Origin of the sequence: Streptomyces sp. NBC_00876 (genome assembly GCF_045207435.1) — a bacterium.
Taxonomy (GTDB): Bacteria; Actinomycetota; Actinomycetes; order Streptomycetales; family Streptomycetaceae; genus Streptomyces.
In genome coordinates this window covers 92678-113395 of record NZ_CP108800.1, presented here as the reverse complement: position 1 = coordinate 113395, position 20718 = coordinate 92678, and the positions used below count along the sequence as shown (strand labels likewise).

Here is a 20718-nt window from a genome sequence, read left to right as displayed (position 1 = left end):
AACGGCTGGGCTGCAACGACGCGTCAGACATGTGGTTGCAGCCCAGCCGTTCTTTCCAATGCCCGGACGCGCTCTAGCGAATGTAGAGCCAGTACTTCGTCTTGGCGGTCGAGACGTAATCGCACTTGTACTCGCTGAAGCCCTCGCGCTGGTACTGCTGGCCGGCGTCCACACAAGCGAACTTGGTGGCGTAGGTCTTCACCAGCAGCCAGGATGCTGACGGGGCCGCCTGGGCGGGGGCGCTGACGGCGGTGGCCGCGAGCAGGGCGGCACCCAGGGTGAGAACTGCTGAACGCTTACGCATCACAATCTCCCTCGTTGACTGTGGACCTCAGGCGCCTCGAAACCTCAGGAGCCTCAGAAGTAACGCAGAGGGAGTTTGGTTTACCCGTCTGGCGGAACGCAAGCTTCCATCACGCAGATCAAGCAAAGAGCTGGCAGATGCTCACCCGGCTCCAGGGAAAAACAGCTCCCCGAGTGGATTGCGCTGGTCCGGGCCGACGACTTGCCCAGCTTGCGCACCTTCATCAACGGCCTCGATGGGACCTCGCGGCCGTCACTGCCGGCCCGACCCTGCCCCGGAGCTCAGGCGTCGTGAAGGGCCACGTCAACCGCATCAAGATGATCAAGCGGCAGACGTACGGACGCGCTGGCTTCAAGCTCCTGCGCAAGCGGGTTCTGCTTGCCGGTTCTGCTTGCCTCCTGACCGCACCGTCGGTGGGCAGTGCAACGATCCCCGGACGACCGCATGAGGAGAGATATGGGCACCTGGGACATCGGCCCCTTCGACAACGACACCGCCGCCGACTTCGGCGGTGACCTGGACGAGGCAGCAGCGGAAGAACGCGAAGCCATGGTCCGGAGCGTGCTCAAACGTGCCGCCGGACCTGCGGACTTCCTGGGTATCTACGACGGTGAGCGTGCAGTTGCTGCGGCGTCCCTGGTCGTCGCCCAGCATCCTGATGGCGATCCGGCGTGTTCGAACTATGGCCCGTCAGAGCCGCTACCAGAATTGCCTGCAGACCTTCGATTGCTCGCCGTCGACGCCCTGGACCAAGTGGTCTCCAACCGGTCCGAACTCGCCGAGCTGTGGGCCGAAGCCGCGAACTGGTCGAAGTGGCGCCAGGACATCACCCGCCTCCGCGACGTCCTTGACCCTCCGATCCCGCCACAGGAGGAAGCCCTCTTCGAGATGCCTTGGCGGTGTGGAGAGCTGCTTGCGCCGTGTTCCGCCCGGGCCAGGGGAGGAGTGGTCGTCCCTGAGCAGGATGGGTGACCTTGTTCTGCCGTACCCGTGAGTTCGAAGCGGAAGTTGCGGAGGAGTCTCTGCGGGGTTGGGCGACTGCTGGACGATGGGCGGAAGCGATTTCGTGGTTCCGGTGCCGGAGCTCTCTTCCTGGCCAACGCCAGTACCAATGACACCGGTGCGGTGATTGACGTAGCGACCCGGCCGGCGGCACCGGCCTGGGCAACAGCATGTCGACGGGGCGCTTGCGCGGATTCGAGAGTCTGGCCGAGCAGCAGCTACGGGACAACCCTTAGTCCGGCTGCCTGAGCGGTGACAGACCGGTACACAGGGCGGTCGGAAACTCGGGTTCAAGGCGGTGCACGTCGCCGCAGCCGCCCTTCGTGGTGCGGGCGATCGGTGTCCAGCCCGACGTCTGCGCCCGGAAGAACCAACGAGCCCCGATGCTCGCCCCGCATCCGGGGCCCTCGCCCGGGGCGCAGGCGGGGCCCATGCGCGAGGAGACGCTGAACACCAGCCACTTTCCGTCGCAGTGCTCCTCGCCGCGCGAGGTGTGCGTCGGCACGTCGAGGGCCATCACTGCCTGCTCGTAGGAGGCCGCGGTGCAACCGGTGGGCGCGGGGTGGCAGCCGAGTTCGCCGCACAGGCGCAGATCGGGCGGGTCGGCGCCGTCGGCGGTGAAGACCGTGTGGGTGTCCGTGGCGAGTTCGCGGTGGCCGAGCGGGGAGGGCAGCCGTACCCGCGCCGTGGCCGTCATGGTCTTGCGGCAATCGTTGCGCGCGGGACCGCCCGTCAGGGCGGAGAACGTGACCTGCACCCACACTGTGCGGTCCGAGGCGTCGGTGACGACCGCCTTCACGTCGCGTGCGCACTTCTTCCCGTTACCGGGAACCTCGGCATCGACGCTGAGCGTGCGGTGGTCGGCGGCGAGCCGGGCGGCGGTCACCCTGAACGGCGCGAACGTCTGCCAGCGCGGCGACTCCGACGCGGCCGGTGCTCCCCTGACCCCGGTTCCCGCCCCGCCGGTCCCGGCCCGTAACGTCCCGCAGGCACCGAGCAGCAGCACACCTACGCTCAGCAGCACGACCGCGATCATCGATCTTGCACGTGACATCTGTTCCAGACCCCCCTGGCGTTCACGTTTCCCGGGTGACTATAGGGCGACCCGCGGTCGTGGCGCCGCGGCGGACCGGGGCGAGAACGTCTTCGCCCGCATGACAACCTGGACGATCCTTGATCACGCCGGTCAGAAATGGTCTGGAGCACGGCGGACCACGTCCGCGTGCCGCAGTGGGGGCCTTATGACTTGGTACGCGATAGCCGGGGCCGTCAGAACGATTCGATGGGCCCTGGCGATCCTGCGAGACTGCTGACATGACTGGCACGATCGTGGTCGGCGACTATGACCCCCGATGGCCCGAGCGGTTTGAGGACCTGCGGGAGCGGCTTGCACCTCACGTCGCGGACCTGGCTGTATCCATCGAGCATGTCGGAAGCACAGCCGTGCCCGGATGCGCCGCCAAGCCGATCATCGACCTCGACATTGTGGTGGCCGAGGACGCCATCACGCCCGCGCTGATCTCCCGGCTTTCCGAGCAGGGCTACCGGCACGAAGGCGATCTGGGGATTCCTGGGCGGGAGGCCTTTCAAGCCCCTCCCGCGGCTTCCGAACATCACTTGTATAGCGTGGTCGCAGGCTCCAGACCCCACCTTGATCACGTCTTGCTCCGTGACTACCTACGTCAGCGGCCCGATGAAGTCCGGCGCTACAGCGCGTTGAAGTTGGCCCTCGCACAGCGGTTCCGTGCCGACAGCCAGGGCAGACGGGACTACTCGAGGGCGAAGAGCGCTCTGGTGGAGGAACTGGTCGCGAAGTCCTACGTCGCTCGGGCCGCCGGAGAACCGTGACGTGACGGTGGCCGCACGGGTCGGTGATGTTGTGCCGCATTGCCCAACCGTCATCCGCGCCATCCACGAGATCCGCCCGCTGCCGGCTGTCCGCCGCTTCGCCGTCCCCGACGGGCCCGGCATCCGCCCGCGCACCCTGGCCGAGTTCTTCGCCTACGCCGAGGCTGAGGGTGTCGAGCGGCGCGTCGACGGCACCGAGACCCAGGTCCGCCGCCCCCGGGCCGGCCGCCTCGGCCGCAAGGCGTTCGTCTCCGGCAAGAAGAAGCAGAACACCGTCAGGACCACCACCATCAGCGACGGCTCGGGGCGCCTGCTGCGGTCCGGGGCCGACCGGCCCGGCAGGGTCACTGGATCGTCCGCCGAGGCACACGTCCCTCCACCGCACTGGCCTCTATCGACGCACGCGACCGCCTGAACAGGTGGTTCGCCAGCGAGAGCAGCGGTGAGCCGCTTCAACAGAGATGGAACCGCCGCCTCCACGTGCTGGGCGAGGACCCGTTCGGTGATCCTCCCCTCCCTCCGACGCCCGGATCGAACTCGCCACCTACCCCGAGGCCATCGTTCTCACCAGCCTGTTCGCCTCGCGTTACTGGCAAGACCATCCCCAGTTGCCGACCGAAGCGGCACAGCGACTCAACATCGCACCCCATCAGCTTCCGCTGCATGAGATGGTCGTCCCCGTGGCGGAGAAGAGGCCGTGATCTCACTCGTCGACTGTCAGTGTCGGTCGTCATCATGGGAGACATGGCCAACCCGAACCTCATCACCGGCAGTATCTGGCGGCTCCACCACGGCGACCAGGAGATTGCCCGGCTGACCGTGACCGGCGCCGATATGCCCTGGACGCACGCAGAAGTCGAGACACTTCCTGGTTTTGAAGAGTTCCGTCCCCTCTTCAGTGAGCAAGACCGGGCTGTCGACGAGGAGGACCGGGACCGGGCCGATGCCTGTTACACCCAGATGGGCCTTGACCCCGGATCCTGGACACGGGTTATGCGGCTTGTGCCAGCGTAGTTGGTGAGCGGTGGAGGGCGTTCTCGAAGGCGATCGGTGATCGTTGTCCGAGGCGGGAGTGTCGCCGTCGGGTGTTGTAGCGGTGGAGCCATCGGAAGGCGTCGAGTCGGGCCTCGCGCTCGGTCGGCCAGGTCTTTCGTCCTTGCAGGGTCTCGCGTTTGAAGGTTGCGTTGAAGGACTCGGCGAGTGCGTTGTCCGCGCTGGACCCGACCGCGCTCATGCTTCGCCGGACCCCTGCTGACCTGCAGGCTTCGGCGAAGGCCCTGCTCGTGTACTGGGCTCCGTGGTCGGTGTGCATGATCGATCCGGCGAGGCTGCCGCGGGTGCGGATCGCCGCGGCCAGGGCGTCGGTGACGAGGTCCGCGCGCATGTGGTCGGCGATCGCCCAGCCGGCCAGACGTCGCGAGGCGAGGTCGATGACGGTCGCCAGGTAGCAGAACTTCCCGCCATCGATGGGCAGGTAGGTGATGTCGCCGACGTACTTCGTGTTCGGCTTGTCCGCGGTGAAGTCGCGGCCGATCAGGTCCGGGGCCTTGGCCGCAGCCGGATTGGGGACGGTGGTGCGGTGCCGGCGGCGCAACCGGACCCCTTCGATCCCGGACGCCCGCATGATCCTGGCGACGCGTTTGTGGTTGACCGCCTCACCGCTCATCTCGCGGAGCTCGGCGGTGATCCTTGGGGCTCCGTAGGTGCCGTCCGATTCCTGGTGCACCGCCCGTATCTGGACGGCCAGCTGTGCGTCGGCCGTCTGCCGGGCGGCCCTGTCAGCGGCTGTCCGGCGCCAGTAGTAGAAGCTCGAGCGGCTCACGCCGAGGATGCTGCACAGCCGCTTCACGCCGTGACGGCGCTGGAGGTCGGCGACACACTGGAAGCGGTTCACCAGCGCGTCTCCCCGGCGAAATACTTCGCCGCCTTGCGCAGGATCTCGCGTTCCTCCTCCAGTTCGCTGACCTTCTTCCGCAAGGCGGCGTTCTCCGCCTCCAGCGGCGTGGGCTGCTGAGAGGGTTCCTGCGTCCGCCGTCCCCGGGGACGGCTCACCCCGGCTGCCCGAACCCAGTTCCGCAGCGTCTCCGGGTTGATCCCCAGATCGGCTGCGACCGACCTGATCGTCGCTTCGGGCCGCGACTCGTACAGCGCGACCGCGTCCGTCTTGAACTGCGGCGGGTAGTTCTTCATGACCACGAGATGTCCGTTCTCAGATCCGCAGGATCCAGTGTCTCGTGTGTTCAACATCAGGGGTCAAGGCCCGATCCGCAGTGCGCTCACCCTGACGTTTCCCGGCGGCGGCCCGGTCGCCGAGTTCATGCTGCACATCCACGACGACGGCACCGCCGACTGGCGCTGGCAGGACGAGCACGTCGACGCGGTGAGCCCGTGACGACCTGGGTTCGCTGCTTCTGGGACGAGGGAGAGGCGTGGTTCTACTTCGAGCTGGACGCCGATGGCTATTCGATCCGGCAAGTCGAGTTGCAGGAGCCTGGGGACAAGGCTCTGACCGCCGCCTCGCTGGCCGAGTGGCAAGAAGCCCAAAGAGAGGGTCGGTCCGCTGAATACGAGAGCGTTTACGGTCTGACCGCGGAACCGGCCATCTCCAAGTGAGAAGGGCACGACCCGCAGTCGTTGTCGGCCGGTGAGTTCGAGATCGTTTGGTCGACCGCCCACGGTGAACTTCAGGATCGTAAACGGCACCCCTCTTCCTGAGCGCGTCCACTACTGCGGATTCCGACCAGGAAGCCACCGCTTGGAAGTACCGCACCAGCTCGCCCTGGCGCGACCTGCCGGACGGACTCGGCTCGCTCCAGACCGCCCACAGGCGCCTGATCCGATGGGCCGTCGACGGCACCGGGGAGAGGATCCTTGCTGCTGTCCCAGCCGCGGCGGCCGCCAACGACAACATCGACTGGACTGTCTCGGTCGACTCCACCGTCGTCCGGGCCCACCAGCACGCCGCCGGAGCACTCAAGAAGGGGCAGCAGGACGAGACGAGCCGGCCACCTCGCCAGCATCCTCATCTGGACCCGAACCTGAGCGGCGAAGAACCTAACCGGCCATCCCCGGCAGCCAGCCGGTAGCGCCCACCACCTCGAGGGCGATGTCGACCACTGGACGTCCGTCGGTCGCCACTCGCCCGCAGTGGCGGGCACTGAACCCGCGACCGTCACGTCCCTCCTGGTCACCGCCCCCAGGGAAGAACAGACCGGAACAGCACGGGCGCGACCCTGGAGAACCATGGCCACGCCTACGGCAGCGGCAGGATTTCGGTGGCGCAGCACGCACTGTCTCCGAACGGCGGCAATCTGACCAGGCGCACCAGAGTTGCGGGTGGGGCCCACGGCCTGGACGGTGACGCCCGGCGTGTCCCCGCCGTCGTCGGCAGGCAGCGGTCGGCCAAGCGGTAGAAGGGGCATGAGCGATCAACCGGAGGCCGGAAACATGAGTAGTGCTTGGACAGGCGCCGCGGTGGCAACTGTCACTGCCGCGTACGCGCTTGGGTCGCGTCGGTTGTCCACGACCCCGGTCTCGTCCGCGATGGTGTTCGTCGGTGCCGGCATCCTCATCGGGCCGGCCCTGCTTGACATCGTCGACCTGGCGCACGATGCCGCTTCGATCGTCGTCCTCCTTGAAGTCACCTTGGCGCTGGTGCTTTTCACCGATGCCATGACAGTGCGCAGACGAGACCTTCAGACCGGTGGTTTTCTCCCTGGCCGTCTGCTGGGGATTGGGCTTCCGCTGAGTATCGGGGCCGGCTGGCTGCTCGCCTGGCCTCTGCTGCCGGGGCTGACGATGTGGGAGCTGGCCCTCGTCGGTGCCATCCTCGCCCCTACCGACGCCGCCCTCGGGAAGACCGCCATGACCCACCCTCGTGTTCCAGCGCTCGTCCGTCACGGACTGAATATCGAGAGCGGTCTGAACGACGGCATGGTGCTGCCCTTCTTCCTCCTGTTCCTGGCGGGTATTCCGGGCACGCACTATGCGGAGGAAGGCGTGATCGGTGTGTTCTGGCGTGCCCTGGTGCTGTCCACCGCCCTGGGCCTGCTCGTCGGGTGGCTGGGTGGCTGGCTTCTGCAGTGGTCCCGGGCCAGGGGGTGGGTCACGCGGCAGTGGCGGCATGTCTATCTGCCGGCCGTCGCGGCCGGGGCGTACGAACTGGCCGTGGTGACCGACGGCAGCGGCTTCATCGCCGCGTGGGTCGCCGGCTTCGCATGCGGTTTCGCCCTGCGCCGGCACCCGGCCACCGGAGAGAAGGAGCCTTCCGACTCCACGGCCGAGTTCACGGAGAACCTCGGCGAGCTCCTGGCATCGATCAGCCTCCTCATCTTCGGAGCGGTGCTGCTCGGCCCCGCGCTGGAGCACCTGAGCTGGCGAATCGTCCTGTACGCCGTCCTCAGTCTCACCGTGGTCAGGATGCTGCCCGTGGCCCTCTCGCTCACCGGTAGCGGGCTGCGGCTGCCCACCGTGGCGTACATCGGCTGGTTCGGGCCGCGCGGTCTCGCCTCCGTGATCCTGGCGCTGCTCGTGGTGGAGGAGCATGTACCGGGGGTGGAACTGCTGGGGAGGGTGGTCGCGATCACCGTCGGTCTCAGTGTCCTCATGCACGGCGTGTCGGCTGTATCCCTCGCCGAGCGGTACGGCCGTTGGCACGAGAAGGCCGCAGCCGCATCGCGTGACCTGCGTGAGGGCACTCCCGTACCCGAGGCCCCCGCGCGGCACAGACTTGGCCGGTCGCACCAACCGGACAAGTGAGGAGATCGCTCAGCACACCGCGGCGAAGCACCGGACTGCCAGAAGCAGAGCCGATGAAACCTGGGAGGAAACCGCCTGTTGCAAGGTTGACCGTCGAGAGTACTCGATGTTCCTCCGCCGGGTGTACGCGTAGCCCCGCGCCCGCACTCCGGGCCCGCCCGGCAGGCGCCGGGTGGCGGTGATTCCAGAAGTTGCCCATTGCTGCTCGAGCGAGGCCATCACCAGGCGGGCGGCTGCTTCGTCGGGCGCGGTGATATCGAGAACGAACAGGCCATGCCGTACATGCTGCGGATGGATCGATTCCATGCCCGTACGACGAGCAGCTCGCTGCCAGGTCGTGCCTGCCGGGCGGGTTCGGTCCGTACGAGCGACAGAGACGTCACCACCGCACACCAGCTTCCCCTGCAGAAGGAGCCCCGGCTCCGACGAGAGGGAGCCGAGCACGATCATCGCGAGCCCCTGCACCAGCCGAGTCCCCGCCGGCCGGCGCCCACCAGCCGCCGAGGCCCCCTCGTTGCCCCCTATCGAGGGTTCACTGCTCACCACAGGTCGGTCTGGTGCATCGTCGGGAACGTCGTTGTATCCAGGTAGGGGAGTGGGTGGGCGAGATGTGGCGGACCGCTGAGTTCGGTTCTGCGCCTGAAGGACGGGCGGGCGTGGTTCTGGCTGATGGATCGGAGCCGCAGCCGGCGCTCTTCGATACGGGCAGCGGCGGTCACGTGCAGGAGAGCTGTGACTGGTGGGTCTACGACGGGACACGGCGCGCGCCCCTGGCCACCCAATTGCGGGCCTCGTCTTCTTGCGGGTGGCGCGGTGAGAACTGCTACCTGCTGGACTGGACGCAGGTGGGGCGCCACGGAACGGACCTGTTCGACCTCGCCGGCCCCTAGAGCGAATGGGACCGGCACATCGCAGGCGTCGAAGCCCGCACCGTTCCGGTTCCCGAGGACCTCACTGCCCTCCTCGATCAGGTCGAGCATCTCTGATCTGCCAATCGCGGGACCGCCAGGTGCGCCCGCCCACCGGCAGAGTTGCCGGTGGGCGGGGCCTGACAGGCGTTCATGCCAGCACCTGCTACTGCGCGTCGAGTCCTACGCGGAGCTCCTGGCCCGGCACGGACGGATCGAGAAGCTCCGCCAGATGGCCACCGGTGGCCATGCACACGAGGCGTTGCCTCCATGGGGGAGGGCTTTGGAGGACGCGGGGCGGGCACGTAGAGCCGAGACGATGCTGCGCGGATTCATCGCCACCACTGACTACCCGCGAAGCTGCCAGTCCCTCCTCGTGGATCTGCCGGCCGGGCAGAAGCGGATCGACGAAGTCATCGAGCTACTCCGATCCCATGCCGGACCCAGCGCGGCCGCAGACCTTGCCGAGCTGCTGATCAGACAGAACCGCGCTGCCGAGGCCGTCGTTGCCATCCCCGGCGTCGCCGCCCAGCGGGAAGACGCTCAACGGCGGTGGGGTACCTGGAGCGGCGAGGACGCAGGGTCCACCGACGAGCTGCCGTTTGGGGGTCCATAGGCGGCAACTCCGTACACAGGACCCCTCGTGCACCTCGTCGGCCTCACATTCAAGAGCAATCTCAGCTGACTGGAAGCGTCGCTGGAATGTGGTGGGAACTCTTCGATCAGAGCTTCACGCGGGCTACGGCGCAGGCGGTCCGGTCGGTTCCGGCGCGGCGGCATAGTTGGCCATTGAGCGTGGCACTTGGCCATGAGAGGCATGCAGCCGATGGACCGGAGCACCGCTTCGCCGGCCCGCATTCCCCGGCCCGCTTTCCCCGGCCAATGGCGCTCGGGCACGATCGGAAGCCGTGTCCAGCTCTCCTGATCTCGCTGCCGCCGATCCTCCGTGCGCGCGCTGTCTGCTGATCTGCGGGCGGGCACTGCTGCCGACGACTGCCCCATTCGGGCTCATAAGCCCGGGTTCCTTCCGCCCCCGCTGGGAAGGAACCCGGGCCTGCCCGAAGACGGGCTACAGCGGGCGCTCGTAGACGACGGGGTGTCCGGGCAGTCTTGCGCCAGCCCCAGCAGGGCTTCGCTCTCCGTTTCGTCCACGGCCAGTTCCCAGCGCAGTCGTCGCCGCCCACTCCGCGGCGTACTGGCAGTGGTAGCCCCCCGACGGACGGCTGCCGCTGCGCCGGGTCCTTGCCCGCCTCGCTCCTGTTCGACTTCGCGGTGACCGCGATCGGGAGAGTTCCGCCATCTTGAAGTGGCTGGTCAGCGGGGTCGCGTGACCTCGTTTCGGGGTGCTCGTGCTGGTCATGGGCGGCAGTCTGGGATGTAGATCGTCCGGCGGGGTGGTTCTGCCGATGAATTCACCGGCCTCGAACGGTCTACCCAGCGAATCGACCGTTCTCGACAGGAGTGCCATGTCCACCATCCAGCCCGTGATCCTCACTGCCGACCAGGACGTTCTGCTCGGCTTCTATACGAAATTGTTCGGCGCTGAGGAGATCTTCCGGGTACCGGCGGAAGGCCCGGCCTTCTACCGCGGCCTGCGCATCGGCGACACCGACCTCGGGCTGGTGACCAAGGCGAACCCTGGGACCGGGGAGGCGCCGCGGATCCTGCTCAGCATCGGTGTCGCCGACGTCGACGAAACGCTCGCCCGGGTGGAGACACTGGGCGGCTCGGTCCGCGGCGGCCCCACCGACATGCCGTGGGGACAGCGCGTCGCCCACATCCAGGACCCCGACGGCAACCCGGTGAACCTCACTCAGCCGATCCCTGCCCGGTGACGCTGCTCCGGGGGCATTGTGCTGATCGTGGCTACCTGCGGTAGGGATCAATTGTCGGTAGCGGCCTCGATGTTCGTCAGGACGGGCAGCGCGCGAAACAGGTGGGTGGCGCGGGCTGGGTCAGTACGCAGCTCGGTGAGGATCCGCCATTTTCTTGAGGTGGGCAAAGCCGCGTTCGACGGGGACGCGTCCGGCGGCCAGGACCCGGTTGCAGCACAGCCAGGACAACCACCGCGATCCTCCCGGGCGGCAGCGCCCGCCACCTCGACCGTATCCCTTTGAGACGCCGTCGCAGCAGGTCGGTGAGGTAGTGCAGGGTGTGCGTGGACAGCGGCAGGCGGCACCGGTAGTGGCGACCGGGCCGGCGGCCTGCCGCACCGCGGTGAGGATGCGCTGGTACTCCGCCGACAGTGCGGACTCAGCCACCCCCGGCCCACGGTCCGGGACCAGCCGTACCGGCCGATCTGCCACCTGGACCACCGGCGCCCCGGCCTCCGTGCGCTCGTCGGCGAGATGCTCGCTCATCCGCTGTGATACCCGCTCGGCCACGGCCGGCTCATCGCCCTCAGTTCGTACCTCTGACAGTTGCTTGACCTGCTGCTCCCCCTGTCCGGCCACTTCAAGGCGGCGCAGCTTCAGGGGCGGCGGAGACGCCCGGGCATTCGCGTATGCCTCCCGACGGACGGCATCCCAGGTACAGCCGCCAACTGGCGGGGTGCGTCATCCGAATCGTGCGGTATCCCGTCCGGTCACGGTGGTTGAGGGGTTGAGTCCGGTCTGCCTGTTGGTGCGGTTGTGGCCAGGCAGGAGCACCAGTGCCCTGGCTTCTGTAGGTGTCAGGAGCGGGTGCCGGCCTCGCTCCGCTCCATGTAGCCGTCAGGTGGACACCCCGCATCCGGGTCCTCCGTAGGGCACATGCTGGGGTCCTCCGTATCTCCGAAGTCCCCGTAGAGGTAGACCCACACCGTGCACGTCGGATCCTCGGTGAAGGACAGCTGAAGGTCATGGCCACGTGTGGCGGTCTCGTCGGGGACGATGAGGCCGTCGCCCTTGGGGCTGGCGTAGAAGGCCCAGCGGCCATGGGTCAGCCTCTCGGGATGGGCGCAGTCGGCCATCGCGCCGACTTTGTCGAATCCCGTTCCAGCGAAGGTGTGTTCCGTCGAGAAGGTCAGTGACGTCCCTGCTGGGCTGGTCCACGTCCCTGCCAACTGCTCCTGCGGAATCTCCGCCGCGTGGATGGCTGCGCCGTACCCGCAAGACGCTGTGAGAACTGCCCCAGATACCGCGAGAACCGTCGCCCGCCATCCACGCATGTCCGCACACCACTCCCCAGAGATCGAATGTCCGGCCTGCGGCCGCATCTCAATATATTTGAACACGCTCAAAAAGTGTGGCCTTCCTCGGGGTTGCCGCAAGCGGCATCTCCCAGACCGGCCCTATGGCACGGCACGCGTCCCGGCGGGCGGAGCGGCTGGGGCTGGTCAGGCGACTCACCCCGACCGCCGGGCGGGTGACATCGGGGCCCTGTCGTTCGTTGATCCCACATGCCTGTACTCCCGTCACCTGAAGAGATCGAAGCCGCCAAGACGCCCAATGGAGCGTGGGCGCGTGTCCAGCTCGCCGAATGGGGCGTGCCGTGGCCTCCGCCCAAGGGCTGGAAGGACGAGCTGATCAAGCGCTGGGAGGCCGCACCGCCGGATGGTGCATCGTCGCCCCAGCACCGTCCGGCCCCGGCCGGCTTCGCACAGGAGACGATCGACTTGGGCTGATCCGACGACAGCGGGGCGCGATAGGCCCGGTCCCTCCCAGGAGTACGACCGGGCCCGCAACTGCATGAGCCCCCGGAGAGGCCGCCAGAGGCTACCGGAGCGAGGCAGGCAACCGCGTCTCGCTGGTAGGGCGTGTTGTGAAAAAGCTGGTCACAGCGTCTCGTTGAGGACTGTGACCAGCACGGTGGCTTCGGTGGCGGCAAGCGGCTCGTCAGTGCACCAGCAGGTCTATCACTCCCGTCAGGTCCTCCTCGCCGCTGCCCTCGGCCAGGCGGCGGCGCATCAGCTCGAAGTATGGGCTGAGTAGTTCCGGGCTGACGCCCTGCTGCTCGGCGGTGCTCAGGAAGGTCGGCGTGCCAGCCACCTGCATGGCGAGGTTGGAGACGACACCCTTGGTGTAGTCACCGCTCCGCAACTGGTCAGCGGTCTGGTGAACTGCCGGGGCCATCGCGACGAGCCAGTCGGCGAGCAGCGGGGCGAGCGACGCGGGATCGATGTCCTCCATGCGGATCAGGGCGAAGGCGTGCGCGGCACCGGCGAACATCCCGTACATGGCGCTGAGCAGAGCCACGTCGTGCAGGGCCGCGAAGCCCGCGTTCTTGCCGACGTAGGTGGTGCCGGCCGGGACGCCCAGGGTCTGCTGGTGCCGCTCGAACAGCTCCCTCGAGCCGCTGTAGAAGACGTAGCCGCCGGATTCCGGGACGCCGATCATCGGAGGAACAGCCATGATCCCGCCGTCCAGATAACGGGCGCCACGCTCGCGTGCCCACTCGGCGCGGGCGCGGGCCTGGGCGGGGGTGCTGGTAGTGAGGTTGACCAGGTCTTTGTCGGCCAGGTCGGTGCCGGCCAGCACCTCATCGACCGAGGTGTCGTCCAACAGGCAAAGGACGATCAGGGTGTTCGCTGCGACCGCCTCAGCGGCGGTCGCCGCGACCCTTGCACCCTCGGCGGCGAGTGCCGCGGCGCGGGCTGGGGTGCGGTTCCAGACGGTGAGTGGGTGGCCGACGGCAAGCCAGGTGCGGGCCAGGGCGGTGCCCATCGTGCCGAGGCCCAGCATCGTGACGGGAGTCTTCTCAACAGTGTTCTGTGCCATGCCGATTAGGCTGGTCACAAGTCCGTAGGTGATCAAGTACGCACTTGGGAGTGGGTGGTTACCTCGGGGGTAGCGAGCACGTCAGAAGGGGTGGGGCATGACGACGCTGAACCGGCCGGGCACACCAGACGGACACGTCTGCGGCATCGATACCGCGATGGAGGTGATCGGCGGCAAGTGGAAGGTGCTGATCCTCTGGGCGCTCCACGAGCACCCCCGCCGTCGCTTCGGCGAGCTGCGCCGACTGCTTCCGGGGATCACGGAGAAGGTGCTGGCCTCTCACCTACGTGAACTGGAAGCGGACGGCGTCGTGCACCGCGTCTCCTACGACGAGGTGCCGCCCCGCGTCGAGTACTCGCTGACCGAGGACGGCATGCGCCTCAACGACGCACTCCAGCCGCTGGCCGCCTGGGGCCGCGAGCGGCCGACCATTCGACGGGCAGAGGAGAAGGCGGGCTAGGGTCTGCTGTGAACGTGCCGGTCACAGCCACTCGTTGATGGCCGCGACCAGCACGGTGGCTTCGTAGCGGACGGCGAGTTCGTCGTATCGAGTGGCCACCGATCGGTGGCGTTTCAGCCGGTTGATGCCGCACTCCACGGCATGGTGTTGTCCGTAGTCGCTCTTGTCGAAGTTCGGTGGTCGTCCGCCGTAGGAGCCGCGCTTCTTACGGTTGCGGACCTGGTCGGCCTTCTCGGGGATGGTGCAGCCGATCCGGCGTCTGCGTAGATAGGAGCGGTTGGCGCGGGAGCCGTAGGCTTTGGCGGCGCGGACCTTGTCCGGCTTGGTGCGGGGCCGGCCCTGACTGGTGCGGAGGACCGAATCTTCTCGAGTACCCGTTGGAACTGCTGGCTGTCGTGGCGGTGCCCGGCCGTGATGATCAGGGTCATGTTCTTTGCCCCTGTTCGGTGGCGAGGTGAATCTTCGTGGTCAGCCCGCCGCGGGACCGCCCGAGGCCGTGGTCGTCCGGCGCGGTGTCGATGCCGCCGGGAGGCTCTTTATAGAGATCCCCTTTTGCGGGCACCCGCGGCGTGCTGATGGGCGCGGCAGACGGTGGAGTCCACGCTGACGTCCCAGGTGGTCAAGCCCTTCGCGTCGGCCTCGGTCTGGAGCTGTTCCGGGATCCGCCTCTACGTCCTGATGCGCTGCCATCGCCGCGACAGGTCGTAGACCCGGTCCCACGGGCCATATCGCTCGGGCACGTCCCGCCAGGGCGTTCCGGCGCGGGTACGCCACCGTATGCCGTCAGTCAGCTGCCGCCTGGTCCAGATCGGCGGCTGCCCCGGCTCATTCCCGCACGGCGGCAGCGGCGCCAGCCGTGACCACTGCGCATCCGTCAGGTCCCCACACGCCACAGCACATGATCATCCACAACCAAGATCCACTTTCGCAGCAGACCCTAGATGATCAATTCCAAGGGATGCCTGCGGAGGGTGTGGGGTGGGCGGCGGCCGAAGCCACCGCGAGACGGTCGGGCGGCGGGCTGCCGGCCCTGGTTGTAGAGGTGGCGGCGGGCGGTCAGGCGGCAGGGTCGACTTCGGGGTGCGTGAACCGCACGGGCTTGTCCAGCGACCGTGCGTAGGCGATTTCGGCTCGGGTGCTGTCTCCGATGTAGTCGCCGACTACGAGCACCTCATCGGCGAGCCGGGTCTTCGCCCGGTGCAGATCGTCGAGTCGGACCTTCAGCGCCTCGGCTTCGACAGGATCGGACCAAAGTTCGTGCGGCGACTTCATGTCGATGCCCGGTTTGACGACAATCTTTCCGGTTCTGGTCTCCCGCAGATCGGCCTCGTTCATCTCGGTCATGAAGCGGGTGGAGCCGCAGATCACGACGATACGCGGGAGGTTCAACAGCTTCTTCGCGTCGGCGAGCTTCTCCTCGGGGGTGAGCAGTTGTGGGGATGACACGGTTCCTCCTGGTGGTGTGGTCCAAGGGGTGCCTGCGGAGACGAGAATGAGGGTGTCCAAAATCGTTCTGTGACGACCGACGTGGGCACCCTCGCGACAGCACACTATGCGACGACCGACGACATGCTGAAGGAGCTTCCTGACCTGGCGCCTTGGCGCCCGCCGGTCGGCATCACGCCCCCCGCCTGAGCGATGCCGAACTGGTCACCCTCGCCAGGCTGCAGGCCATACCCGGCTACACCTCCGCTACGGCAAGCGGCTGCGCAAGGCCGCCGGTCTGATGCGAAGCGTCAACCGGATCCTGGCCACCACCACCTCGGTGTGGAGCGACGCCGTATGGGTCGTGGACTCCACTCCGGTGGTAGAGCGCGCTCTTCACAAGCCCCGGTGACCTGAGTCAGTCGAAGAGGGCAACGAGTCCATTCACCCAGATCGCGAGGAACACAAGGGCCGCCACCAGGCAGCCGACGCCCGCCAGTACACCGCCAACCGTCCACGGCTCGGAGGGCGCCTCGCGCTCCCCTTCCAGGCCGTCCCGGTAGGAGGCGGGGTCGTCCCAGTCGACGGGGTGCCCCAGCCCCTCGGCGCAGGCGGTCCGCACCGCGACCAGCTGCCCCTCCGCGAAAGCGGTGGCGGCCTTCGCCTCGGGGCCCTGCCAGGCGAGGGCCTTCATCCGCCACCCGGGAGACCCGTACCGCGCCTCGAAGGCAGCGGTCTCGTCGGCGTTCCGGTCCTCCTCGAGGTACATCCAGCGTCCGGCCTCGGCGGCGTCGCCGTAGAGCCGGTACACCTCGGCCAGACGGCGGCGGAGCGTCAGGTCGTGCGGGAAGGACGAGATGAGACCGCGCAGGCGCTGGCGCGCGACGGGAACCCGGCCGGCGGCCAGGTCTGCATCGACTCGGGTAAGGGTCTCTCTCAGGGGCATGAACGCATGATCGGGTACCGCACTGACCTACGTCGACCTGGTTTCGTCGCCCAGCACTCGCTCGCTCTTGACGGCATCGGCTGAACCTCACCGAGACGGGACACCGCCAGTTGCGGGACAGCCCTTAGCTTTGTTTTTAGACCGTGTCCTATGTGGTGAGACGGGCGAGTCGTTTGTAGCAGCAGAGTGTGGCGGCGAGTCCGAGGAAGGCCAGGTAGTTACGGGGGTGGCGTTCGTATCGGTGGTTGAGGCGGCGGTAGCCGGTCAGCCACGACATGGTGCGTTCGATGACCCAACGTCGGCGCCCTAACCGTTCGCTGGACTCGACTCCCTTGCGGGCGATGCGGACGCCGATGTGCTTGCCCCATAGCCATTTACGCAGGTGAGGGACGTCGTACGCCTTGTCCGCGTGGAGACGCTGGGGCTTGAAGTAGCGGCCTCGGTGAGGGTCGTGTCTCGTTTGGTGACCCGCGATCATGGGCTTCAGCGCGAGGCTGTCGTGAGTGTTCGCCGCGGAGACGCCGACGAGGAGGGGCAGTCCGTTCGCGTCCGACAGGACGTGCATCTTGGAACCCGGCTTGCCCCGGTCCACGGGGCTCGGACCTGTGAGTTCGCCCCTTTTTAGCCCTCACGTGCGCGGAGTCGAGCACTGCCCGGGACAGGTCGAGCAGCCCGGCGTCGTCCAGGCGGTGCAGGATCTCCTCGTGCAGCCGGCCCCAGACACCGGCTCTCGACCAGATCAGGAACCTGCGGTGGGCCGTCGACTTCGATATCCCGAAGCATGGCGGCAACGCGCGCCAGGCACAGCCGCTGACCAGGACATAGATGATCGCGGCGAACAGCGTCTCATCAGGCGTGTCCTGGGTCCCGCCGCCCTGCGGTCGCACCTTCGACGGCGGGATCAGCGGCTCCGCGATCTCCCACAGCCCATCCGGAACAATCCAACTCCACGTACCCCGCCCCATGAACGACCCAACGAGCCGAGCCCACATAGGACACGGTCTTAGAAGTCATCTCATTTGGAGGGGTCGGTAGGCTGTCGTTCATGGTGGGGATTGTTGAGCGGCTGGTGCCGGATGAGTTGTGGGAGCTGTTCCAGCGGGTGGTGCCAGAGGCGCCCTCGCGGCCTCAGGGTGGCGGTCGGCGTCGGCACGGTGATCGTGAGGTGCTGGCCGCGATCGTGTTCGTGGTCACGTCAGGCTGTACGTGGCAGCAGTTGCCCACTGCTTCGTTCGGGCCGTCGGGGGCAACGGCCCATCGCCGTTTCTCCGAGTGGTCGAAAGCCAGGGTCTGGGCCAAGCTCCACCGAGTGGTGCTCGACGAGCTCGGTTCCCGCGGCGAGTTGGACTGGTCCCGCTGCGCGATCGACTCGGTGAACATGCGGGCCCTGAAAAGGGGGATCTGACGGGTCCGAATCCTGTCGACCGGGGCAAGTTCGGGTCGAAGATCCATTTGATAACCGAGCGAACCGGTCTGCCCCTCTCCGTCGGAATCTCAGGGGCGAACCTGCACGACAGCCAGGCTCTGATCCCGCTCGTGCAAGGGATACCTCCGATCCGCTCCCGCCGCGGACCGCGGCGCCGCAAACCCGAAAAGCTCCACGCCGACAAAGGCTACGACTACGCTCACCTGCGACGGTGGTTACGTCAGCGCGGCATCCAGCAGCGCATCGCCCGCAAGGGGATCGAGTCTTCTCAGCGACTGGGCCGCCACCGGTGGACCGTTGAACGCACCATGTCCTGGCTCGCCGGCTGCCGCCGACTCCATCGACGCTACGAGCGCAAAGCCGAGCACTTCCTCGCCTTCACGAGCATCGCCTGCACCCTCATCTGCTACCGCAGACTCACCAAATGAGATGACTTCTTAGACCGTGTCCTATGTGGGCTCGGCTCGTTGGGTCGTTCATGGGGCGGGGTACGTGGAGTTGGATTGTTCCGGATGGGCTGTGGGAGATCGCGGAGCCGCTGATCCCGCCGTCGAAGGTGCGACCGCAGGGCGGCGGGACCCAGGACACGCCTGATGAGACGCTGTTCGCCGCGATCATCTATGTCCTGGTCAGCGGCTGTGCCTGGCGGGCCTTGCCGCCCTGCTTTGGGATATCGAAGTCGACGGCCCACCGCAGGTTCCTGATCTGGTCGAGAGCCGGTGTCTGGGGCCGGCTGCACGAGGAGATCCTGCACCGCCTGGACGACGCCGGGCTGCTCGACCTGTCCCGGGCAGTGCTCGACTCCGCGCACGTGAGGGCTAAAAAAGGGGCGAACTCACAGGTCCGAGCCCCGTGGACCGGGGCAAGCCGGGTTCCAAGATGCACGTCCTGTCGGACGCGAACGGACTGCCCCTCCTCGTCGGCGTCTCCGCGGCGAACACTCACGACAGCCTCGCGCTGAAGCCCATGATCGCGGGTCACCAAACGAGACACGACCCTCACCGAGGCCGCTACTTCAAGCCCCAGCGTCTCCACGCGGACAAGGCGTACGACGTCCCTCACCTGCGTAAATGGCTATGGGGCAAGCACATCGGCGTCCGCATCGCCCGCAAGGGAGTCGAGTCCAGCGAACGGTTAGGGCGCCGACGTTGGGTCATCGAACGCACCATGTCGTGGCTGACCGGCTACCGCCGCCTCAACCACCGATACGAACGCCACCCCCGTAACTACCTGGCCTTCCTCGGACTCGCCGCCACACTCTGCTGCTACAAACGACTCGCCCGTCTCACCACATAGGACACGGTCTTAGACCGTGTCCTATGTGGGCTCGGCTCGTTGGGTCGTTCATGGGGCGGGGTACGTGGAGTTGGATTGTTCCGGATGGGCTGTGGGAGATCGCGGAGCCGCTGATCCCGCCGTCGAAGGTGCGACCGCAGGGCGGCGGGACCCAGGACACGCCTGATGAGACGCTGTTCGCCGCGATCATCTATGTCCTGGTCAGCGGCTGTGCCTGGCGGGCCTTGCCGCCCTGCTTTGGGATATCGAAGTCGACGGCCCACCGCAGGTTCCTGATCTGGTCGAGAGCCGGTGTCTGGGGCCGGCTGCACGAGGAGATCCTGCACCGCCTGGACGACGCCGGGCTGCTCGACCTGTCCCGGGCAGTGCTCGACTCCGCGCACGTGAGGGCTAAAAAAGGGGCGAACTCACAGGTCCGAGCCCCGTGGACCGGGGCAAGCCGGGTTCCAAGATGCACGTCCTGTCGGACGCGAACGGACTGCCCCTCCTCGTCGGCGTCTCCGCGGCGAACACTCACGACAGCCTCGCGCTGAAGCCCATGATCGCGGGTCACCAAACGAGACACGACCCTCACCGAGGCCGCTACTTCAAGCCCCAGCGTCTCCACGCGGACAAGGCGTACGACGTCCCTCACCTGCGTAAATGGCTATGGGGCAAGCACATCGGCGTCCGCATCGCCCGCAAGGGAGTCGAGTCCAGCGAACGGTTAGGGCGCCGACGTTGGGTCATCGAACGCACCATGTCGTGGCTGACCGGCTACCGCCGCCTCAACCACCGATACGAACGCCACCCCCGTAACTACCTGGCCTTCCTCGGACTCGCCGCCACACTCTGCTGCTACAAACGACTCGCCCGTCTCACCACATAGGACACGGTCTTAGACGCTCAGGACACGGCCGTGACCCAGGAGACATCGGAGGCATTGTTGGCTCGAGGAGATATCCGGAGGCTGCGTACCGTCCTGGCAGCCCTTTCCTGCCCGGCAGACACCTGGACCTTGGACCAACTCAGCGCAGCGGTGGATTGTGACCCCAACTGGATGACCGAGGAAGGCGAAAGCCGACTCATCCAGCAACTGCAGGAACTGATGGCCGATGACGACGCTGGTGTCCGTAGTGAAGCCGAGAGACTCCTGAAGCCCATCCTCCGACACACGCAGAGCCGCCAACCCTGACCTTCACGAAATCGCGGTCAGAGCCTTCAGGGCTCTGGCCGGAGTTTCGTGAAGGGCCAGGTCGTCGGAGTGGATGTGGCTGGGATTCAGCGGCACCCTTCGTAGGTCGCTACCCAGCAGCCACTACCATGCCGGCTGTGACCTGAGGACGGTTGGGGAGCAGCGACGCGAGGTTGTCCCTTACGAAGTCCGCCGCCCGCTCGATCGACTCTTCGGCCCCGGACTGGTCTTCAAAGACGCTGGTAGAGACCATCACTCCGTCCCCGGCGTCGACCCAGTAGTAGGCCACGAATCCGGGGACCCGGCGGAGGAGAGGCACGAATCCCTCATCCACTCGGCGTCCCGCCTCGGCAGAGTCAGTCACTCCTTCGTAACGCCGAAATACTGCGTACACAGCTGATCTCCTCACAGATCCCAAGTTCACCTTGCGCGAAGCGACCTACCCCCACCGAGCATCTTTCGCTCGGGGGACTC

25 protein-coding genes and 4 pseudogenes are annotated in these 20718 nt (G+C 67.1%); 18 read left to right on the top strand and 11 right to left on the bottom strand.

Annotation, left to right across the window (positions count from 1 at the left end):
* Positions 1-73: 73 nt before the first annotated feature.
* Positions 74-304, bottom strand: a complete 231-nt coding sequence (locus tag OG782_RS00545; RefSeq protein ID WP_406447213.1) for a hypothetical protein — start codon at positions 302-304, stop codon at positions 74-76.
* Positions 305-760: 456 nt separating this feature from the next.
* On the opposite strand from OG782_RS00545, the gene OG782_RS00540 reads away from it, so the two are divergent.
* Positions 761-1276: a DUF4259 domain-containing protein gene (locus OG782_RS00540; protein ID WP_406447211.1), complete on the top strand. Its 516-nt coding sequence runs from the start codon at positions 761-763 to the stop codon at positions 1274-1276.
* Between the two features lie 262 nt (positions 1277-1538).
* Here the strand turns inward: OG782_RS00540 and OG782_RS00535 are convergent, their stop codons facing one another.
* Positions 1539-2360, bottom strand: coding sequence for a hypothetical protein (locus OG782_RS00535; RefSeq protein WP_406447209.1), 822 nt, complete (start codon positions 2358-2360; stop codon positions 1539-1541).
* A gap of 260 nt (positions 2361-2620) precedes the next feature.
* On the opposite strand from OG782_RS00535, the gene OG782_RS00530 reads away from it, so the two are divergent.
* The 3 genes and pseudogenes from OG782_RS00530 (at position 2621) to OG782_RS00520 (ending at position 4168) form a co-directional block, all read left to right on the top strand.
* Complete coding sequence (locus OG782_RS00530; protein WP_406447208.1) at positions 2621-3154, top strand: GrpB family protein; 534 nt, start codon at positions 2621-2623, stop codon at positions 3152-3154.
* 46 nt (positions 3155-3200) lie between these two features.
* Positions 3201-3515, top strand: a pseudogene (locus OG782_RS00525) (IS5/IS1182 family transposase); the annotation flags it as partial.
* A 383-nt stretch (positions 3516-3898) separates the two neighbouring features.
* Positions 3899-4168 carry a hypothetical protein gene (locus OG782_RS00520; protein WP_406447206.1) on the top strand — a complete coding sequence of 90 codons (270 nt, stop codon included), beginning with the start codon at positions 3899-3901 and terminating at the stop codon, positions 4166-4168.
* On the opposite strand, the gene OG782_RS00515 is transcribed toward OG782_RS00520, so the two are convergent.
* A protein-coding gene (locus OG782_RS00515) for an IS3 family transposase (protein WP_406447103.1) occupies positions 4146-5350 on the bottom strand; the annotation gives its coding sequence in 2 pieces (ribosomal slippage) (positions 4146-5059 and positions 5059-5350; 1206 coding nt in all). The genes OG782_RS00520 and OG782_RS00515 overlap by 23 nt on opposite strands.
* A 40-nt stretch (positions 5351-5390) precedes the next feature.
* Between OG782_RS00515 and OG782_RS00510 the strand changes: the two genes are divergently transcribed.
* The 4 genes and pseudogenes from OG782_RS00510 to OG782_RS00495 all read left to right on the top strand — a co-directional run bounded on the left by OG782_RS00510 (position 5391) and on the right by OG782_RS00495 (position 7912).
* Positions 5391-5546 (top strand): hypothetical protein, encoded by a 156-nt coding sequence (locus OG782_RS00510; RefSeq protein WP_406447204.1) that lies wholly within the window; start codon positions 5391-5393, stop codon positions 5544-5546.
* Positions 5543-5767 carry a hypothetical protein gene (locus OG782_RS00505; RefSeq protein ID WP_406447203.1) on the top strand — a complete coding sequence of 75 codons (225 nt, stop codon included), beginning with the start codon at positions 5543-5545 and terminating at the stop codon, positions 5765-5767. The genes OG782_RS00510 and OG782_RS00505 overlap by 4 nt, the downstream gene beginning before the upstream one ends.
* 131 nt (positions 5768-5898) lie before the next feature.
* Positions 5899-6150, top strand: a pseudogene (locus OG782_RS00500) (transposase); the annotation flags it as partial.
* Between the two features lie 424 nt (positions 6151-6574).
* Positions 6575-7912 (top strand): cation:proton antiporter, encoded by a 1338-nt coding sequence (locus tag OG782_RS00495; protein ID WP_406458765.1) that lies wholly within the window; start codon positions 6575-6577, stop codon positions 7910-7912.
* Between the two features lie 9 nt (positions 7913-7921).
* On the opposite strand, the gene OG782_RS00490 is transcribed toward OG782_RS00495, so the two are convergent.
* Positions 7922-8218 carry a DUF6207 family protein gene (locus OG782_RS00490; protein WP_406447201.1) on the bottom strand — a complete coding sequence of 99 codons (297 nt, stop codon included), beginning with the start codon at positions 8216-8218 and terminating at the stop codon, positions 7922-7924.
* Positions 8219-8568: 350 nt separating this feature from the next.
* On the opposite strand from OG782_RS00490, the gene OG782_RS00485 reads away from it, so the two are divergent.
* The 3 genes from OG782_RS00485 to OG782_RS00475 all read left to right on the top strand — a co-directional run bounded on the left by OG782_RS00485 (position 8569) and on the right by OG782_RS00475 (position 10655).
* Positions 8569-8802: a hypothetical protein gene (locus OG782_RS00485; protein ID WP_406447200.1), complete on the top strand. Its 234-nt coding sequence runs from the start codon at positions 8569-8571 to the stop codon at positions 8800-8802.
* A 337-nt stretch (positions 8803-9139) separates the two neighbouring features.
* Positions 9140-9436, top strand: a complete 297-nt coding sequence (locus OG782_RS00480) for a hypothetical protein (protein WP_406447198.1) — start codon at positions 9140-9142, stop codon at positions 9434-9436.
* A gap of 850 nt (positions 9437-10286) precedes the next feature.
* Entirely contained in the window at positions 10287-10655 is a 369-nt protein-coding gene (locus OG782_RS00475) for a VOC family protein (RefSeq protein WP_406447196.1), read from the top strand.
* A gap of 836 nt (positions 10656-11491) precedes the next feature.
* Here OG782_RS00475 and OG782_RS00470 read toward each other — a convergent pair.
* Entirely contained in the window at positions 11492-11770 is a 279-nt protein-coding gene (locus OG782_RS00470) for a hypothetical protein (protein ID WP_406447195.1), read from the bottom strand.
* 429 nt (positions 11771-12199) lie between these two features.
* On the opposite strand from OG782_RS00470, the gene OG782_RS00465 reads away from it, so the two are divergent.
* On the top strand, positions 12200-12424 hold the full coding sequence (locus OG782_RS00465) for a hypothetical protein (RefSeq protein ID WP_406447193.1): 225 nt from the start codon (positions 12200-12202) through the stop codon (positions 12422-12424).
* A gap of 211 nt (positions 12425-12635) precedes the next feature.
* On the opposite strand, the gene OG782_RS00460 is transcribed toward OG782_RS00465, so the two are convergent.
* Positions 12636-13517, bottom strand: coding sequence for an NAD(P)-dependent oxidoreductase (locus tag OG782_RS00460; RefSeq protein WP_406447191.1), 882 nt, complete (start codon positions 13515-13517; stop codon positions 12636-12638).
* Positions 13518-13614: 97 nt separating this feature from the next.
* On the opposite strand from OG782_RS00460, the gene OG782_RS00455 reads away from it, so the two are divergent.
* Positions 13615-13977 (top strand): winged helix-turn-helix transcriptional regulator, encoded by a 363-nt coding sequence (locus OG782_RS00455; RefSeq protein WP_406447190.1) that lies wholly within the window; start codon positions 13615-13617, stop codon positions 13975-13977.
* 21 nt (positions 13978-13998) lie between these two features.
* On the opposite strand, the pseudogene OG782_RS00450 reads toward OG782_RS00455, so the two are convergent.
* Together OG782_RS00450 and OG782_RS00445 are read right to left on the bottom strand one after the other, a co-directional pair.
* Positions 13999-14870: pseudogene (locus tag OG782_RS00450) on the bottom strand (IS5 family transposase).
* A 163-nt stretch (positions 14871-15033) separates the two neighbouring features.
* The gene (locus tag OG782_RS00445) at positions 15034-15423 is read right to left on the bottom strand and encodes a hypothetical protein (protein ID WP_406447188.1); all 390 of its coding nucleotides are present in this window, start codon (positions 15421-15423) and stop codon (positions 15034-15036) included.
* A gap of 69 nt (positions 15424-15492) precedes the next feature.
* Here OG782_RS00445 and OG782_RS00440 point away from each other — a divergent pair.
* A pseudogene (locus OG782_RS00440) lies at positions 15493-15784 on the top strand (IS982 family transposase); the annotation flags it as partial.
* A gap of 36 nt (positions 15785-15820) precedes the next feature.
* Here OG782_RS00440 and OG782_RS00435 read toward each other — a convergent pair.
* Both OG782_RS00435 and OG782_RS00430 read right to left on the bottom strand, forming a co-directional pair.
* Positions 15821-16348, bottom strand: a complete 528-nt coding sequence (locus tag OG782_RS00435; protein WP_406447186.1) for a DUF6584 family protein — start codon at positions 16346-16348, stop codon at positions 15821-15823.
* A gap of 148 nt (positions 16349-16496) precedes the next feature.
* Positions 16497-17313 (bottom strand): IS5 family transposase gene (locus OG782_RS00430; protein WP_123471980.1). Its coding sequence is split into 2 segments (ribosomal slippage): positions 16497-16965 and positions 16964-17313, totalling 819 coding nucleotides; the frame shifts between segments, so codons are not numbered across the junction.
* Between the two features lie 80 nt (positions 17314-17393).
* On the opposite strand from OG782_RS00430, the gene OG782_RS00425 reads away from it, so the two are divergent.
* From OG782_RS00425 to OG782_RS00410, 4 genes are all read left to right on the top strand, one after another.
* Positions 17394-18202 (top strand): IS5 family transposase gene (locus OG782_RS00425; RefSeq protein ID WP_406447101.1). Its coding sequence is split into 2 segments (ribosomal slippage): positions 17394-17742 and positions 17742-18202, totalling 810 coding nucleotides; the frame shifts between segments, so codons are not numbered across the junction.
* Between the two features lie 50 nt (positions 18203-18252).
* Positions 18253-19070, top strand: a protein-coding gene (locus tag OG782_RS00420; RefSeq protein WP_123471980.1) for an IS5 family transposase whose coding sequence is annotated in 2 segments (ribosomal slippage) — positions 18253-18601 and positions 18601-19070 — 819 coding nt in all. Because the reading frame shifts where the segments join, the coding sequence is not laid out codon by codon here.
* Between the two features lie 50 nt (positions 19071-19120).
* Positions 19121-19938 (top strand): IS5 family transposase gene (locus OG782_RS00415; protein ID WP_123471980.1). Its coding sequence is split into 2 segments (ribosomal slippage): positions 19121-19469 and positions 19469-19938, totalling 819 coding nucleotides; the frame shifts between segments, so codons are not numbered across the junction.
* 30 nt (positions 19939-19968) lie between these two features.
* Positions 19969-20244 (top strand): hypothetical protein, encoded by a 276-nt coding sequence (locus OG782_RS00410; protein WP_406447184.1) that lies wholly within the window; start codon positions 19969-19971, stop codon positions 20242-20244.
* 109 nt (positions 20245-20353) lie between these two features.
* Here OG782_RS00410 and OG782_RS00405 read toward each other — a convergent pair whose 3' ends face one another.
* A complete protein-coding gene (locus OG782_RS00405) occupies positions 20354-20578 on the bottom strand; it encodes a hypothetical protein (RefSeq protein WP_267047436.1) in 225 nt (74 codons plus the stop codon).
* Positions 20579-20718 lie beyond the last annotated feature (140 nt).

Excerpts from the sequence above, each read along its gene's own strand:
- OG782_RS00545 (WP_406447213.1), bottom strand. The coding sequence starts at position 304 with ATGCGTAAGCGTTCAGCAGTTCTCACCCTGGGTGCCGCCCTGCTCGCG.
- OG782_RS00540 (WP_406447211.1), top strand. The coding sequence starts at position 761 with ATGGGCACCTGGGACATCGGCCCCTTCGACAACGACACCGCCGCCGAC.
- OG782_RS00535 (WP_406447209.1), bottom strand. The coding sequence starts at position 2,360 with ATGTCACGTGCAAGATCGATGATCGCGGTCGTGCTGCTGAGCGTAGGT.
- OG782_RS00530 (WP_406447208.1), top strand. The coding sequence starts at position 2,621 with ATGACTGGCACGATCGTGGTCGGCGACTATGACCCCCGATGGCCCGAG.
- OG782_RS00520 (WP_406447206.1), top strand. The coding sequence starts at position 3,899 with ATGGCCAACCCGAACCTCATCACCGGCAGTATCTGGCGGCTCCACCAC.
- OG782_RS00495 (WP_406458765.1), top strand. The coding sequence starts at position 6,575 with ATGAGCGATCAACCGGAGGCCGGAAACATGAGTAGTGCTTGGACAGGC.
- OG782_RS00490 (WP_406447201.1), bottom strand. The coding sequence starts at position 8,218 with ATGGAATCGATCCATCCGCAGCATGTACGGCATGGCCTGTTCGTTCTC.
- OG782_RS00480 (WP_406447198.1), top strand. The coding sequence starts at position 9,140 with ATGCTGCGCGGATTCATCGCCACCACTGACTACCCGCGAAGCTGCCAG.
- OG782_RS00475 (WP_406447196.1), top strand. The coding sequence starts at position 10,287 with ATGTCCACCATCCAGCCCGTGATCCTCACTGCCGACCAGGACGTTCTG.
- OG782_RS00470 (WP_406447195.1), bottom strand. The coding sequence starts at position 11,770 with ATGGCCGACTGCGCCCATCCCGAGAGGCTGACCCATGGCCGCTGGGCC.
- OG782_RS00465 (WP_406447193.1), top strand. The coding sequence starts at position 12,200 with ATGCCTGTACTCCCGTCACCTGAAGAGATCGAAGCCGCCAAGACGCCC.
- OG782_RS00460 (WP_406447191.1), bottom strand. The coding sequence starts at position 13,517 with ATGGCACAGAACACTGTTGAGAAGACTCCCGTCACGATGCTGGGCCTC.
- OG782_RS00455 (WP_406447190.1), top strand. The coding sequence starts at position 13,615 with ATGACGACGCTGAACCGGCCGGGCACACCAGACGGACACGTCTGCGGC.
- OG782_RS00435 (WP_406447186.1), bottom strand. The coding sequence starts at position 16,348 with ATGCCCCTGAGAGAGACCCTTACCCGAGTCGATGCAGACCTGGCCGCC.